Raw genomic sequence first — 15215 nt, 5'->3', positions numbered from 1 at the left:
CGATCTTGTTCTCGGTGCCGGCGAGCTCCTCCTGGAGCATCATGAAGTTCTCGTTGGCCTTGAGGTTGGGGTACTGCTCGGCCACCGCGAACAGGGTCTTGAGCGCGGCGGTGATCATGTTCTGCGCCTGCGCCTGCTCCTGCACCGTCTTGGCCTCGCCCATGGCCGCCCGCGCCTTGGTGACGTTCTCCAGGGTCTCGCGCTCGTGCCCGGCGTAGCCCTTGACCGTCTCCACCAGGTTGGGGATGAGGTCGAAGCGCCGGCGCATCTGCACGTCAATCTGGTGCCACGCGTTGTCAATCCGCGTCCGCAGCACCACCAGCCGGTTGTAGGTGAAGATGAACCACAGGACGACCAGCCCGATCACACCCACGATGATCCACACCGCAGTCATGTCACACCTCCTGTGCTCTTCCCCGGAGGCTATTCAACACTCAAGGGCGGCGCACCTGCCGCTTGTGAACCCGCAGGAGGTGTGACCATCTTCCGCGTGGCGCAGCCGGATATGGCCCAGCCGTTTCCGAATCCCGATCTATCGGGGCCCTCGGCTGGGCCATGGGGGACCGCATGCTGTGCCCCTGCGCTACGAAGCACGCGCCAAGCCCAACACGAGGACACCCGATCAAGTCAACCGCCGACCCTAGCGCGGGAGGAAGCGCTCCCTGTGCGATCGAGGCGCGAGGAGGGCGACCGCCGTCAGGGTGCTTTGCCGTAGTCCACCCCCCACGACATCAGCGGCAGGTCGCCCTTCCACGCCATGTAGGCGAAATTGGCGGGAGCGGGATCAGGCGGCCGCGGCAGCACCCCTTGCTCCATCATGAAACGCAGCGCCTCGCCCATGATGTTGCCGGTCAGCCAGCGGTGCCATTGGCCGTACTGGTCGCGGCGGTGCTCATAACCCATTTCGTCGAGTGAAGCGTCAACCTCATCGAGCGCGGGCACGGCGACGCTTTCGATGACCGGACGGGTGACCGCGTCCACCTCCGGGGTGAGAATGTCGCTCTCCGCTTGCGTGAAGAACGGGACGGCCAGGCGGTACTGGTGGTGCGCAGTTGTCAGAAGGCGTGCACTGACAAGGTCCGCGAAGGCCCCCCGCCAACGCTCCGGGTCCCCGCCCAGGCGCGACAAGGCTTCTTCTTCAGCAAGTGGGGCATCCGCGAAAAGCTCGAACGCGGCGGCTCTGTCCTCAGCCGGCGACGCCCTGTTCACACGTTCACGGTTCATCCCCCAGGTCCAGAAGTACCCTTCCCTCACCGTTGACGATCCCAACTCGCCGGAGTTGAACCCGGTTGTCCAGACGATGGGCAGACCGGGCGCTTGTTCGTGACCGCCCAGCCAGTAGCGTCCGCCGCCCACACGGCGCGGGACCTGTGGACGCAATGCCTCCGGCTGATTGCGCGAGGCACCGGTGTTGGCAACGAATACCCCGTAAACCGCCCAGACCACGTCCTCCCACGCCCAGCCGGAGGCGGCCAGAGGGGTCTTCTCGAAGGCGGCCTTGAGCCTCGACTCAGCCGCGGACAAGGCGCTCGCCGCTTTGGCCGCGGGTTCCCGCACCAGGCCCATCAGGCGCCGCCAGTCCGCGGCGTCGAACGCGATGAAGTTGGTCGCGTAGGCGCCGTTGCGCGGAGTAACCAGAACCTCCATTTCGGCGAGGTCGGTGACCGTCTCCTGGACGTAGTCGGCGTGCGCGCCGATCTGCTCTGCCACCTGCCGTGTGGTCTTCGCCAGCTTGTTGACGGCGAGACAGACGGCCTGAGCCATGAGTGGGCGCAGGTGATCGAACACGTTCCAGCGCCCCGGCGAAGGACTCCCGTCAATCCACACTGTCAGCCTGCGGGGGCCTGGTTCGCCATGCTGGTTAGCCATTGCTGTTCCTTCCTTTCGCGCCTTGCGGCGAGAGTCATGGAGGATGCGCTTGATGGTGCCGACGGACGTGCGCAGGTGAACGGCGATCTCCTGGCACGAGCGCCCTTCGAGGTAGTGCAGGATCATCACCTGGCGCTCGCGCTGAGAGAGCACGGCCAGCAGCGATCGGACTCGCTCGACCATCTCGCCTGGCGGCTCGGGCTCGGGCCAGCTCCGCCACGCTGGCGCGCCGCGCACGGTTTCCAGGTCCACTGATGCCGGCCAGCGCTGCGCCTCGCGCAGGCGGCGCTGCGCCTGGCGCCGGACGATGGTGTTGAGCCAGGGGCCGACGCGTTCATGGTCGCGGATGCTGTCGAGCGCGCGGAAAGCCTGCAGAAAGGCCTCCTGGGCGATGTCCTGCGCGGCGTCGGCGTCGGTCGCGATCTGCCGGGCGATAGCGAAGACCCGCGCGCGGTGGCGAGCGACCAGGCGGTCGAAGGCGCCCAGGTCGCCCTCCCTTACACGCGCCACCAATTCGGCGTCTGTGCCTCCGCCGGTCACCGATTGCGCTCCTCCTGATAGTCCAGAGCGCGGAAGTCGGAGAAAGGTTCGGGAAGGGGGAGGGGCGGACTGCTATTGAGCCGGCGCCACCTCCGCCCGCAGCAGGTCGAAGACCAGCGCGCCTGCGTCCTGGCGCTCGGGGCGGAACTCGCTGACGTAGATGGCGTCCCAACGCAGCGGGGGCCGGGCCTCGGCGGGAACCAAGGCCGAGACCTCGCGCCACCCGGTCCAATCCACGCGCGGGGCGAAGTCGAGGTTGTAGGTGCCCCCCAGCGCGTCGCTGATCCGCGCCCGCAGCCAGTGGCCGCGGCCGTCGCCATAGACCCACGCGCGCAGCGCGGTCGCGCTGCCGACGATGCGGTTGACCCCCAGGTAAGCCGCGCGCGCCTGCGTCGTCGTCGTGAAATCGTAGTCCAGGCGCGCCGCGCAGCGGCCTTCGGACACGAGGTCGGTCACGCGCCGCCACGACACCGGCACCTCCCGCGGCCACGAGAAGGCGATGCGCGGAGCCTCGGTCTCGAAGTCCTCCACTACCACCGTCGTCGTCACGAACACCACGCGCGCCGCCGCCTCCACTCCCCGCAGGCTGGCGGTCACCGTCCCCATCGGCCCCGACCCGACCGCGAGCAGACCGCGGTTGTCAATCACCCCCGCCGCCGGCTCCGCCCGCCATGCCACCTGGGCTGGGTCGTACGAGATAGGCCGTCCCTGCTCGTCCACCGGAGTCGCTGCGAATTGCACCCACTGCCCCGGCGTCGCGGTCACCGTCTGCGGCGAGAGCCGCAGCTCCGGCGGACGCGCATACACCGTCACCGGCACGCGCGCGGTCGTCGGCCCCACGGTCACCGCGACCGCCCCCGTGGTCGTTTCCGTCGCCTCGCCCGCGGCGAACTCCCCGCGCGGCGATACCGCGCCGATCGCTCCCTCCGCCGCCCAGTTGACGGCGACCGTGCCCAGATCAACGGGGTTGTAGTAGTCGTCTTCGGCCGCGACGGTGACGGTCGCGCGATAGCCGGGCAGCGCGGTGATGGCTTCGGGCGTCACGCGCACCCGGGTCGGCGGGCCGTGGGGGGCGGTGCTCATGACGAGCAGCGCGTTGGCGACCGGGCGCTGGCTGCCGCCGGAAGGCCGGTTGACGACGCTGCCGCGCACCCACATGGTGGTGGAGCCGCCGCCGTCGAGGTTGAGGGCGTCGCGGCAGCCAAGCTCGACCATGAGCTGCGCCAGCTCCTCCAGGGTCATGCCGACGCTGGAAGACTGCCGCCCGTCCACGGTCACCAACACAACGTGGCCGTCGGGCTTGACCCCGGCGGCGGTGCGCGGGTGACGCTGGTGCGCGAGATTCGACTTGAAGTCCTCTTGTCTCCATTCCACCGACACCCGGCCGTCGCGCACCAGCCGCGGCCCCCCGCCGACCGCCTCGACGATCTTGCCCTGGGGGTGCGGCGCCAGGTCGAAAGACAGCTTCACCGTGTCGCCCACCGCCAGCCGCTCCAGCGCCGCGGCCGACCGGCCCGAGGCGGACACCGCCACCTGCCCGGGCCACAATGCCAGATTGCCGACGGCGTGAGTCGAGGCCATGACCTCCGCCTGGTACACTTCCCCCAGTGCCAGGGGCTCCGGCATCCCCGCCAGCACCACCTCGCGCCCGCTCGCCGCGGTCCTGGTGCTGGCCCCGAATGATGATGTGTAGAGGACGATATCGTCCTGCCGCCGCGGCTGATTGACCGCCTTGATCACTACGTGGGCGCCACCGGGGGTCTCCAGCCCCGCATCAAAGCGCAGCGTCGCCACCTGCGCGCGGCCGTCCTCCATCACCACCAGCGCCGAGCGTCCGGTGCGCGCGGATATGAGCTGCCCCGCGCTGACGTTGACCCCGAGCAGGGTGCCGTCGCCGTTTCCGCCCATGATGAAGTAGTCGCCGTTGACGGCGGCGACGGCGTAGCGGGTGGCGCTCGACTGCGTACGCGCGATGGCGCTCACCGGGCTGCGAACCGGCGATCCGCCGCCGACGGTGCAGGCGAGGAGAATGTAGCGCTCCTTGGGGTCAAGCTCGACGAGGTTGATGTTGAACGGCCCCTGCGGACGTTGCTCCAGGGTATAGCGCACCCCGGGCGCGATCATGCGCCGGGCGAGGATCTCGGCCGTCGCGGTCGCGGAAGCGAGCGACGCCATCGCCAGCGCGACGATGAGCGCCGGCAGCAGCCGGGGGGTTAGCACCGGGGAAGTGGGGCGATGCATCTTCATGGTCGTGGTGTGCGTCGAGGCTAGTCGCCGTTGTGCGCTGACGGGCTTTCGCTTTGCAGCGCCACTTCGCGGCCCGGGGGGAGCGTCAAGCCGCGCTCGGCGAGCAGCGCGGCGACGCGGGCGGGCGCCTTGGCTTCAAACATGGCCTTGGCGCTGGGCAGCACGGCGACCGTGAAACGAATGACTCGCCCGTAGGTGGGCAGCTCGATCACCGCGCGCGCCTGCGGCGCGGCGGCCAGCACCTCCTGTTCGCGGTCGAGGTCGGCCAGGATGTCGAGCACCGCCTGGCGCGTATCCTCCACCTTGTCCGCGGCGGCCGGCACGGTCAGGAGGTAAGGCGCTGCGCCGTCGGGATAGCGCACGATGCTGGCGATGGCGCCGTTGCTGAAGTAGCGAATCTGGCCGCCGGGCGCGATCAAACGCGTGGTGCGCAGGCCGATCTCGTCCACCACCCCGTACACGGCGTTGATCTCCGCCTTGTCGCCGACCGCGAGTTGCCCCTCGAGGATGATGAAGAACCCGGATACGATGTCGCGCACCAGGGTTTGCGCGCCGAAGCCGACCGCCAGACCGACGATGCCCGCCCCCGCGAGGACCGGCACGGCGCTGATGCCCAACTCCCCCAGCACCATGATCGTCGCCACCAGGAAGATCACCCAGCGCACGACGCTGGACGCCAACCCCACCACGGTCACCGCGCGCCGCGCCTCCAGCACCTTGGCCGACTCGGCCAGCTCGGCCCGCTGCTCCAGGCGGCGCAGGGCGCGCCCCGCGAGGAAGTTGACCACCAGCGCGCCCACGACGATGCCCGCGATCTTCAGCCCGTGGGCGAAGAGCATCTCCGGTGGGTACTCGGCAAGCAAGCGTTCCCACGATAACATCGCTCATGCCCTCCCTGAATCCCGGCGAAAAAAAAAGGTCAACGCACGCGCTGGAGAAAGCCGCCCGGACGGTAGGTCACCAGTAGCCGCTGACGCGTGCGGTCAACCTCGAACTGCGCGCGCTCGCGCCGGTACCCGCGCCGCAAGAGGCCCCGCCCCGCCGGCGCCGAATCTCCCATCGAACGGAGGTTGCGCCATGACCGATTCATCTTACGGCGATGCCGTCGCGCCCGGTGCTGGGAGTCATTCGACGGCGGCGGCGCCCAGCCTGCTGCTGGCCGATGATGGCCGCAGCGACTATCGCATCGTGCTCTCAGCGTCAGCGTCGCCGTCAGAGAAGCACGCCGCCCAGGAACTGCAAATGTTCTTGGAGCGGATCTGCGGCGCGCGTCTGCCCATCGTCACCGACGAGGAGACGCTGGGCGAGCATGAGATCATCCTCGGCGACAACGCCCACCTGCGGGAGATCGGCGAGAAAGTGGATTTGGAGGGCCTGGGCGACGAGGGCTTCGTCATTCGCACCGCCCCGCCGCACTTGGTCATCGCCGGCGGGCGGCTGCGCGGCACCATGTACGGGGTTTACACCTTCCTCGAGGATCACCTCGGCTGCCGCTGGTTCACGCCCGAGGTCAGCCGCATTCCCAAGCTGGAGCGCCTGGAGGTCGGCGACATCAGCGACCGGCAGATTCCGGTGCTGGAAGGACGCGACGTCTACTTCCAGCATGCTTTCGATGCCGACTGGGCCGCGCGCAACCGGGTCAACACCGGGCGCGCGGTGACCAAGGAGCATGGCGCGAAGGCTGAACCTCCTTGGCCGTACGCCCTGTTCTACTTGCTCATTCCGCCCGACAAGTACTTCGCGTCGCATCCGGAGTGGTTCTCGCAGGTAGACGGTGAACGCACCCATATCGGCAGGTTCCAACGCGCCCAACTGTGCCTGACCAACGAGGGTCTGATCCAGGAGGCGATCAAGATCGCCAAGGCGTGGCTTCGCGAGCACCCCCAGGCGACCGTCATCTCCGTAATGCAAAACGACGGTGCCGGCGGCTGGTGCGAGTGTAACGACTGCGCGGCCCTGGAGGCGCGCGAGGGAGGAGCGCATTCGGCGCCCATCATCTATTTCGTCAATCGCATCGCTGAGGCGATCGCGGACGAGCATCCGGGGGTGGCGGTCAGTACGCTCGCCTACTGGTACAGCCAGAGGCCGCCGAAAACGCTTAAGCCCCGGCCCAACGTGATCGTCCGCATGTGCACCAACCAGTGCTGCCGCAGCCATGCCTTCGCCAACGAGAAGTGTGAACAGAATGCCCCGCTGCGCGAAGATCTCCGCCACTGGTTCGAGCTCACCCAACGCATCTACGTCTGGGACTACGTGGTCAATTTCCGCCATTACCTGCTGCCCTTTGCCAACCTGGGCAGGCTGGGACCGAACATCAGGTTCTTCGTCAACCACGGCGTGCGCGGCATCTTCGCGCAAGGCAGCGGTGATTCCCCGCACAGCGATTTGTCCCCACTGAAAGCCTACGTGCTGGCCAAGCTGATGTGGAATCCGGACTGCAACGAGGAGCGGGCGGTGGACGAGTTCCTCGCCGCCTACTTCGGCGCCGCCGCTCAGCCGATCCGCGCGTACCTGGACTCGCTCGAGCGGGAGATCGAGGCCGACGACTTGGTTCGTCTTCATCTGAGCTCTTTCGTGCAGGCCGTCGAGGCCTCTTACCTGACCCCGGAGCTCCTGGCGCGCGCGGCCCGGCTCTTCGACGAAGCGGAGCGGCTGGTCGCCGACGACCCGGAGCGCCGGCTGCGCGTACAGGCGGCGCGGCTGTCGCTGGACTACGTCAAGCTCTGGCTGGCGGCGCGAGTTCACGCGCTGGTAAGTGCGGAAGACCGGCGCCTGCCGCTGGGCGACTGGTACCGCCAGGCTGCCGAGGAGTTCTTCTCCGTCGCCGAGCGCGCCGGCGTCACCCACATCCGGGAGTCCAGCAGGAGCGAGAGCACGATGGACGACTTCCGGCGCCAGCTGGCGACCATCACCCGCACCAAGGAAGGCGAGGACGTCGAGATCACCTGATGTACGTGCGTGAACACGGCGGCTGCGTGCGCCGCGACGCTCGTCTGCAATCCGGCGTCGCGGCGCATCCTGTGGGGCCCGTCTGGTCGGGGGGTCGCAGGTGGCGCCGGAACTCCACCTGCTGCGGGGGGAATCGGCGTTGCGCTGCCTGGAGCAGAGATCCCTGCCGCTGGCACGAGATCCCGCCGCCCGAGTGCGCGCCAACGGGATCGGCACGCGACCCCGCCGGCAAAGAAGGATTCCCGGGCAGAGGTGTCGAATTAAGTATCCCACACCGACAAGCTTAGCTGAACCAGTACAAGTACGGGTTGTTCGCTCCCCGCACGCGCGTCAGCTCCTTATCCCCGGTCTTAGCCCCAGCACCATTTCGGCCCCGCGGCCGCGGACGAATAGCGTCGGTCAGCACTTCGAGCCGTGACCGGGAGATGCAGGAGGCAGCCGTTTTCTCGCAGCGGAGAATGGAGATAACATCGTGCGTCACGCCAGGACCAGGCTTTCCAGCATCGGCGGGGCTCTGCTGGCCATCGCCGTCGTGCTCGCGGTGGCTTTCCACCTCGCGGAGAACGGCGCCGGCAGCGCCGGCGTCCCGTCCGTGGCCGAAATCGCCGGGCGCGATTCCGGGGTGTCCGTCGTAAGCAGCGTCATCCCGCTCGGTTCGGTGATCGAGACCTGCGATGCGAGCGCCAACGGGCGCGCCCGCGCCATCGCTTACGCCGTTGTCCCCGAGCGGGCGGCGCAGGCGCAGATCGAGACCTCGTTGGTGAGCCTGGCTGAACGCGTGAGCCGCGACCACCCCGGCGCGAGCGCCGTCATGGTGCTCGGCTACGGCTCCAAGGCTGAACGCGCGGCCCTCAGCGATGCTGCTCCGTGGAGCCTGGTGTGGTCGCTCGATGGGCGCGGGTGGGACGGCCGGAGTCAGAATGACTTCGAGAAGCACATCTGCTACCGCGCGCGGTAGCGGCGCCTCCCCTGTCACGCGCACCCCTATGTAGTCGCTGAAGAGATCAGCCGCAGCGAGGCGTACCCTACTCCGCCGTCGTCTTGGCCTTCCCCTTGTGGCGCCGACCGCCGCGCGAGCCGCGACGGCGTGCGGATCGTTTCTTGGCGGGGGGCTTGGCCGCCGGCTCGGCGATGGCGAAAGAGTTCTTCACCTCCTTGACGCGCACCTCGACCTCGGCCGCCTCTATCTGCTTGTCGGTCTCGATACCGATGAGGTAGCCATTGGCCTCGGCGAGGGCGAGATCGCCGAGTGCGACATCCTGGGAGATGATGCGAGCGGTAACCACCTCCTCCGGCTTGAGGGTCGAGATCTGCGCGGCGACGTGGCGCGCATCGGCCGACGCGAGGTCATAATGCTCGACATGGTCTGCCGGGGCGAGGCGCACATAGACCGGACGCGCAAGCGTCTTCTCCGTTTGCTGCGCGCGCTCGCCGCCGTAGCCGACGAGGATGACAGCGACGTCGCGGTGGGCGCGGACGATGAAGGCGTCGGCGGGTTCCTGAACCGCGCGGCGGGCGAGCTCGCGCTCAATACCGAGGGCCACGGTCAAGGGGGAGCGCAGGCGCCCGGTGCCACCGCAGTGCGGGCAGTCCTGGGTCATGATGCGCGCGAGGCTGCCGGTGGTGCGCTTGCGCGTCATCTCCACCAGCCCCAGCGGGCTCAGATGCAGGACCTTGGTCTTGGCGCGGTCGCGGCCAAGGCTGCCCTCGAAAGCCTGGGTCACGCGCATGCGGTGTTTGGCCTTGTCCATGTCAATGAAGTCAATGACGATGATGCCGCCGAGGTCGCGCAGCCGCAACTGGCGCCCCACCTCGTCGGCCGCCTGCAAGTTGGTGCGCAGAATCGTCTCGTCGAGGCCGCCGGTGGCGGTCAGGCGTCCGCTGTTGACGTCAATCGTGGTCAGCGCCTCGGTCTCGTCAATGCTGATGTAGCCGCCCCCGCTGAGCCACACGCGGCGGCGCAGCAGGCGCTCGATTTCGTCCTCGAGGCCGTGCGCGGTGAACAGGGGCAGCTTGTCGGCGTGCAGAGTCACGCGCTGCTTGAGTTGCGGCGCGGTGAACTCGACCAGTTCGAGCACGTCCGCGTGCACCTCCGGTGAATCCACGACGATGCGCTTGACCTGACGGCTGACGGTGTCGCGGATGATGCGGCTGATGAGCGGCAGGTCCTCGTGCAGCAGCGCCGGGGCCTTGGCGTCCTTGGCCCGGGCGTGGATGCGCTGCGCGACCTGCGTGAGGTACTCCGCGTCCTTGCGCAGCACCCGCAGGTCCCGGCCCTCGGCCTCGGTGCGCACGATGAGCCCGTTGTTCTGGGGGCGGATGCGCTCGGCGATGCCGCGCAGGCGCACGCGCTCGGCTTCCTTTTCGATCTTGCGCGAGACGCCGACATAGTTGCCATCGCCCATCAGCAGCACCAGGTAGCGGCCCGGCAGGGCCAGGCGCGTGGTCACGCGCGGCCCCTTCGAGCCCATTGAGGCCCGCACCACCTGCAGCAGCAGCTCCTGCCCCGGCTTCAGCATCTCGACGATGGTCGCCCGCGCGCGCGCGCTCGCGGGCCCGATCTCTTCCTCCGCCTGCCGCAAGATCACGTCGTCAACGCTCAGGAAGGCGTGGCGCTCGGTGCCGATGTCGGCGAACGCGGCATCCATCCCGCGCACGACGTTGACGATCTTGCCCTGGTAGATGTTGCCGACGATGCGCGGCTCGCGCTCGAGGTAGAGCTCCGCCAGCTGGCCGTCCTCGAGTATCGCTACCCGCGTCTCGAGGTCGCCGGCGTTGACCAGTATCTCCTTGCTCACCCGTGACGGGGCGGGCGCGGGCGTGGGCGTGGTCTCCGCCGCCTTCTTCTTTGGGGTCCTGCGCCGGGAGGCCCGCTTGGGCTTATCCGGCGCGGCCTTAGTCTCGTCTGTCATTATTGACTCCTGGGCTGCTCAACCCCACTCATTCCCCCCGCAGGCGCCGCAGACGCTGGCGCACCGCACGACCGCGGGAACCGCTCGCATACAGCGCACTGCGATGGATGGCGGTGCGGAACTCGCGCCCCCCGATGCCGAGCGCCGCCAGCACCTCCTCCGGCCGCGCGCCGCCGGAGCTGCCGGTGCGCAGGCGCAGGTGCAGCTCCGCCTCGCTCGCGTTCTCCCGCACCACCTCGATCGCGCTCACCAGCGGGCGCAGATCGAGATCCTTCGACCCCTTGTCGCGCACCCGGGTGATACGCACCTCCTCGCGCTCCATGAACTCACTCGCCCGCCGACACGGCTCCTTGCCCGCCAGCGGCCCTTCGATGCGCACCACGTAGTCCGCGGCGTCCATCTCTCCCAGGCTGGTCTTGGGCTGGTGGGGCGGGGTCGCCCATGCCTGGAGCACCGCCAAGCCCTCGGGCAGGCACGCGTTGAGCCGCGTCCGCAGCTCGGAGGGGTCCATGGGCGATGTCAGCCTCAATGCCATCAGCTCCGCGTCGCTGGTATGTCCCACCGACAGCGCCGAGGCGTAGGACACCCGCGGGCGCGGGTTGAATCCCTCGCTGTAGGCCAAGGGCAGGCGCGCGCGCCGCATCGCGCGCTCCAGCGCCCGCATGAGGTCGAGGTGCGATATGTACTTGACCGCGTCGCCCTTGGCGAAACGGCATACGACCTGCTGCATCGGTTCCGGCGTTTCTCCTGTCGTGCTGCGGAGGCGCTCAACCAGCCCCCAGGGCGCCAGCCACGACCTCGGCCTGGCGGTGCAGGGTTTCCTTGCTGACGCCGGCGTCGAGATGATCCCACGGCACGGGGGCGGCAGGATCGAGATCGCGGTTGGCCCACTCAGCGACGTCTTGACCCGCCCCCGCAAAGGCGTCGGCCCACGCCTGCGGCTTGAAGTGCTCGTCCCAGGCGTCGAAGCGGCAGCCGGCTTGCCACGCCCGCTCGATGACTTCGCCCAGGCGCCGGTCGCCGCGCGCCAGCGCCGCCTCCAGTCGCGAGGCGGGGAGGTTGGGGTAGCTGAGCTGCACGCCCTTCACCTGCAACTTGCCGCGCAGCAAACTCAGTTTCTGCTGCAGCGACTCCGGCGCGTCCTGCGCGCACCACTGCATCGGGGTGTGCGGCTTGGGCACGAACGCATTCACGCTGACCGCTATCCGCAAGCGCCCGCGCCGCTCCCGCCCCAGGATCTCGCGGCCCATTTCCCGCAGCCGCAGCACGAGGTCGGCGATGGCCTCGACGTCGCCCGCGGTCTCGCCGGGCAGGCCGATGATGAAGTAGAGCTTGATGCCATGCCATCCCGCCTCGAACGCCGCGCGCGCCGCCTGGAAGAGGTCGTCCTCGGTTACCTGCTTGTTCAGCGCATCGCGCAGCCGCTGCGTTCCCGCCTCCGGCGCGAAGGTCAGTCCCGCCCGCCGCACTCTGCGCAGCTTCCCCGCCAACTGCACGGAGAAGGTGTCTATGCGCAGCGACGGCAGGCTAATGCTCACCCGCTCCTCGGCGTAGCGTTCGACCAGCGTATCAACTATCTCCTCGATCTGCGAATGGTCGGGGCTGTTGAACCCGAGCAGCGAAACCTCGTCATAGCCGGTCGCGCGCAGGCCCTCCTCCGCCAGCCGCAGCACGGTCGCGGCGGAGCGCTCACGCACCGGCCGGTAGCACGCCCCCGCTTGGCAAAAACGACACCCGCGCCCGCACCCGCGCATGATCTCAAGCGTCAGCCGATCGTGCACCGTCTCGACGAACGGCACCACCTGGCGCGTTGGATAAGGCGCGGCGTCGAGATCGGCCACGACGCGGCGCGCCACCACCGCCCCCTCCACCCCCGCGAACCGGCCGTGGTCCCTGCGCGGCTGGTACAGCCGCGGGACGTAGACGCCCTCGATGCTCGCCACGTGGCGGAGCAAGGCGTCACGGTCGGACGAACGCGCCTCCCGCGCCGCCTCCGCCAGCTCCAGAATCGCCTCCTCGCCCTCACCCCAGAGGATCGCGTCCACGTAGTCGGCCAGCGGCTCCGGGTTCGCGGCGCACACGCCGCCGGCGACCACCAGGGGATGGCGCCGGTCACGCTCCGCGGATTTCAGCGGCAGCCCGGCGAGGTCCAGCACGTTGAGGACATTAGTGTAATTCAGCTCGTAGGGCAGAGTTATGCCCACCAGGTCGAAATCGGCGAGCGGAGTGCCCGATTCCAAGGAGCACAGCGGCAGCCCGGCGGCGCGCATCTCGGCCTCCATGTCCCCCCACGGGCTGAAAGCGCGCTCGGCGGCGTAATCCTCGCGTTCGTTCACAACGTGGTAGAGGATGCGCAGCCCCAGGTGGCTCATCCCCGCATCATAGGCATCGGGGAACACCAGCGCCACCCGCGCGCTCACGCGATCCAGGGGCTTGTGCGCGGCGTGCCACTCGCGATTGGTATAACGAGCGGGCTTGGTGACATACGGCAGGATGTCGTCCCAGGGTGTAGGCATTGGCGATTCAGCGCGGAAGGGTGATCCCGGCGGTGATTATAGCACAAACGGCACCTGCCTGCGTGAGCCGGGGCGCAAGTTAGCTAGCCGGCTGACTCGAGGAGCCGCGTGCGGGGCTGCCGTGGGAGGTGAAGGACCCGAGGGCCGAGAACGGGGGAAGGGCAGAGGCACTCGTTGCTCTCTGCCCTTCCGGTGGAGGCTAAGGGAGGGATCACACGCCGGTACTCTCAACGACCCATCGCCTAGTACGCATCCCTCCTGACACAATTATTCCACATGCCGGCCCGACATTGAGGACCGCGCCGAAAAACGTGGCCGGCAGGCCGCGGGAGCGCCCCGGGAGCACGTGGGCGGCAGCGCAGGGACAGGCGCCCGCGCGTCGAAGATAAGCATCTGTAGTGCCCACGCTGGTTCGTGCAACCGGCGCGCCCCTTGGTCCCGCCGCGCACGCGCGTCAGTCGCCGGTGCGGCAACCGGAGGAGTCATCATTGCGCATTTTGATCACCAACGACGACGGCGTTCATTCGGAGGGGCTGATGGCGCTGTCGCTCGGGCTGGGTGAGGCCGCGGAGGTGGTCGCCATCGCTCCCGACCGCCCGCGCAGCGCGACCGGTCATGCCATCACGCTGCACAAGCCCCTGCGCATGCACGAGGTCAAGCTGCCCGGCTGCAGCGTCGCCTACAGCACGAACGGCACGCCCTCCGACTGCGTCGTGCTGGGACTGAGCAGCCTCGACCCCCGCCCCGAGCTTGTCATCGCCGGCATCAACCAGGGGCCCAACTTGGGCGAGGACCTGACGTACTCCGGCACCGTCTCGGCGGCCATGGAGGCTGCCATCTGCGGCGTCCCCGCGTTCGCCATTTCCATCGCCTCGTTCGAGGGCTCGAACTTCGACACGGCGGCCCTCTTCGCCCGCCATTTGGCGGGTCTCATCGCGGTGTCGGGCCTGCCGCGCGACACGTTCCTGAATGTCAACATCCCGGACCTGGAACCGCGCGGTGTCGCCGGCATCGCCGTCACCCGCCAGGGGCGGCGGCGCTACCAAAGCCGGGTGGACCAGCGCCTCGACCCGCGCGGCCGGCCCTACTATTGGCTGGGCGGGGATCTGCATGATGAGGACCGTGACACCGCGACCGACGTGGGGGCCCTGGCCGCGGGCATGATCTCGATCACCCCCATCCACCTCGATTTGACCGACCACGGCTTCCTGGAGGAGCTGAGCGCCTGGGGTATCGGCGAGCAATGGGGAAGCGTGGAATGACGACGGCCGGGGCTGGCGGGGGCGGAGTGTTGCGGCCGCGACGGCAGCGAAGAAACGGACCTGCCGGATGAAGCCGCGGGGTCTACGGGAGCGCGCCTGCGGCTAGCACGGACACAGGTGTAGGTTGTGACGAGGGGGTGGCGAATGAATATTGTCAATCGAGAGCAAGTCAAGGCGTATCGCACCAAGGATGGAAGCCTGGTGCGGGAAATCGTGCACCCCGAACGCATCCCGGTGCGCAACCTGAGCCTGGCGGAAGCGCGGCTGGAAGCCGGCGCCTCGACTGCGCTCCACTATCACGCGGAGGCCGAGGAGATCTACTACGTCTTGGCCGGCCGCGCCGTGGTGGCGATGGCGGGCGAGGAAGCCGAAATCGGACCCGGCGAGGCCCTCCTGATCCCGCCGCGATACCGCCACCGTATGATCAACACCGGCGCCGATGAGCTCGTGTTCCTGTGCCTGTCGTCACCCGCTTACGCGCATCAGGATACGGAGATCGAAGCGGACGAGGAATGACTGGCGGCCCCGCGCGATGTGCGGTGCGGTCGAGCGCAGCCACCGACGGCGCGGAACCTCTTGCGGCGGCCTCCGTCTATGATTGCAGTCGTCCGCGGTCGGGGAAAGGATGGAAAAGTGGTCATGTGTGATCGAGTCTCGACAGCGAAGGGGGAAGAGGGTGGGGGTGCGCCGTCCCGAGCGGCGGGACGCGCCGCGGAGCCGGCGGCGGCGGTTGAGGTCCAGCGGCTCCAGATCGCTCCCAGCTTCATGCGCCTCGAGCTGGGAGGGACGCGCGAATTCGCGGTGAAGGTTGCCGGCGGCGAGGTCACCGATGGTAAGGCCCCTGCGGTCGTGAGTTGGGGCGTGAATGACGTGCCCGGCGGCGGGGGAGAATTCGGCACCATCACCCCCGACGGGGTCTA

Annotated in this window: 12 protein-coding genes; 5 read left to right on the top strand and 7 right to left on the bottom strand. The window is 68.6% G+C overall.

The window, feature by feature from the left end:
- The 4 genes from VM221_03830 to VM221_03815 all read right to left on the bottom strand — a co-directional run.
- Window positions 1-394 (bottom strand): LemA family protein (locus VM221_03830; GenBank protein ID HUT73950.1); only part of this gene is annotated, 394 nt, incomplete at its 3' end.
- Between the two features lie 302 nt (window positions 395-696).
- Entirely contained in the window at window positions 697-2409 is a 1713-nt protein-coding gene (locus VM221_03825; protein HUT73949.1) for a sigma-70 family RNA polymerase sigma factor, read from the bottom strand.
- 72 nt (window positions 2410-2481) lie between these two features.
- Entirely contained in the window at window positions 2482-4656 is a 2175-nt protein-coding gene (locus VM221_03820; protein HUT73948.1) for a phosphodiester glycosidase family protein, read from the bottom strand.
- Window positions 4657-4676: 20 nt separating this feature from the next.
- Window positions 4677-5537 carry a mechanosensitive ion channel domain-containing protein gene (locus VM221_03815; protein HUT73947.1) on the bottom strand — a complete coding sequence of 287 codons (861 nt, stop codon included), beginning with the start codon at window positions 5535-5537 and terminating at the stop codon, window positions 4677-4679.
- A gap of 196 nt (window positions 5538-5733) precedes the next feature.
- Here VM221_03815 and VM221_03810 point away from each other — a divergent pair, with 196 nt between their 5' ends.
- Together VM221_03810 and VM221_03805 are read left to right on the top strand one after the other, a co-directional pair.
- Window positions 5734-7605, top strand: a complete 1872-nt coding sequence (locus VM221_03810; protein HUT73946.1) for a DUF4838 domain-containing protein — start codon at window positions 5734-5736, stop codon at window positions 7603-7605.
- Window positions 7606-8077: 472 nt separating this feature from the next.
- Complete coding sequence (locus VM221_03805; protein HUT73945.1) at window positions 8078-8563, top strand: hypothetical protein; 486 nt, start codon at window positions 8078-8080, stop codon at window positions 8561-8563.
- Between the two features lie 67 nt (window positions 8564-8630).
- On the opposite strand, the gene VM221_03800 is transcribed toward VM221_03805, so the two are convergent.
- The 3 genes from VM221_03800 to VM221_03790 are packed head-to-tail and all read right to left on the bottom strand — an operon-like array spanning window position 8631 to window position 13033.
- Entirely contained in the window at window positions 8631-10517 is a 1887-nt protein-coding gene (locus tag VM221_03800) for an Rne/Rng family ribonuclease (GenBank protein ID HUT73944.1), read from the bottom strand.
- A 28-nt stretch (window positions 10518-10545) separates the two neighbouring features.
- Complete coding sequence (locus VM221_03795) at window positions 10546-11247, bottom strand: TIGR03936 family radical SAM-associated protein (GenBank protein HUT73943.1); 702 nt, start codon at window positions 11245-11247, stop codon at window positions 10546-10548.
- A gap of 37 nt (window positions 11248-11284) precedes the next feature.
- Complete coding sequence (locus tag VM221_03790; GenBank protein ID HUT73942.1) at window positions 11285-13033, bottom strand: TIGR03960 family B12-binding radical SAM protein; 1749 nt, start codon at window positions 13031-13033, stop codon at window positions 11285-11287.
- Window positions 13034-13521: 488 nt separating this feature from the next.
- Here VM221_03790 and surE point away from each other — a divergent pair, with 488 nt between their 5' ends.
- The 3 genes from surE to VM221_03775 form a co-directional block, all read left to right on the top strand.
- Window positions 13522-14295 (top strand): 5'/3'-nucleotidase SurE, encoded by a 774-nt coding sequence (gene surE, locus VM221_03785; protein ID HUT73941.1) that lies wholly within the window; start codon window positions 13522-13524, stop codon window positions 14293-14295.
- Between the two features lie 144 nt (window positions 14296-14439).
- A complete protein-coding gene (locus VM221_03780) occupies window positions 14440-14811 on the top strand; it encodes a cupin domain-containing protein (protein ID HUT73940.1) in 372 nt (123 codons plus the stop codon).
- A gap of 123 nt (window positions 14812-14934) precedes the next feature.
- Window positions 14935-15215: hypothetical protein (locus VM221_03775; protein HUT73939.1), on the top strand; the 281-nt coding region annotated here is incomplete at its 3' end.

The organism is Armatimonadota bacterium (genome assembly GCA_035527535.1).
Taxonomy (GTDB): domain Bacteria; phylum Armatimonadota; class Hebobacteria.
This window is presented reverse-complemented; position numbering and strand designations above follow the sequence as displayed.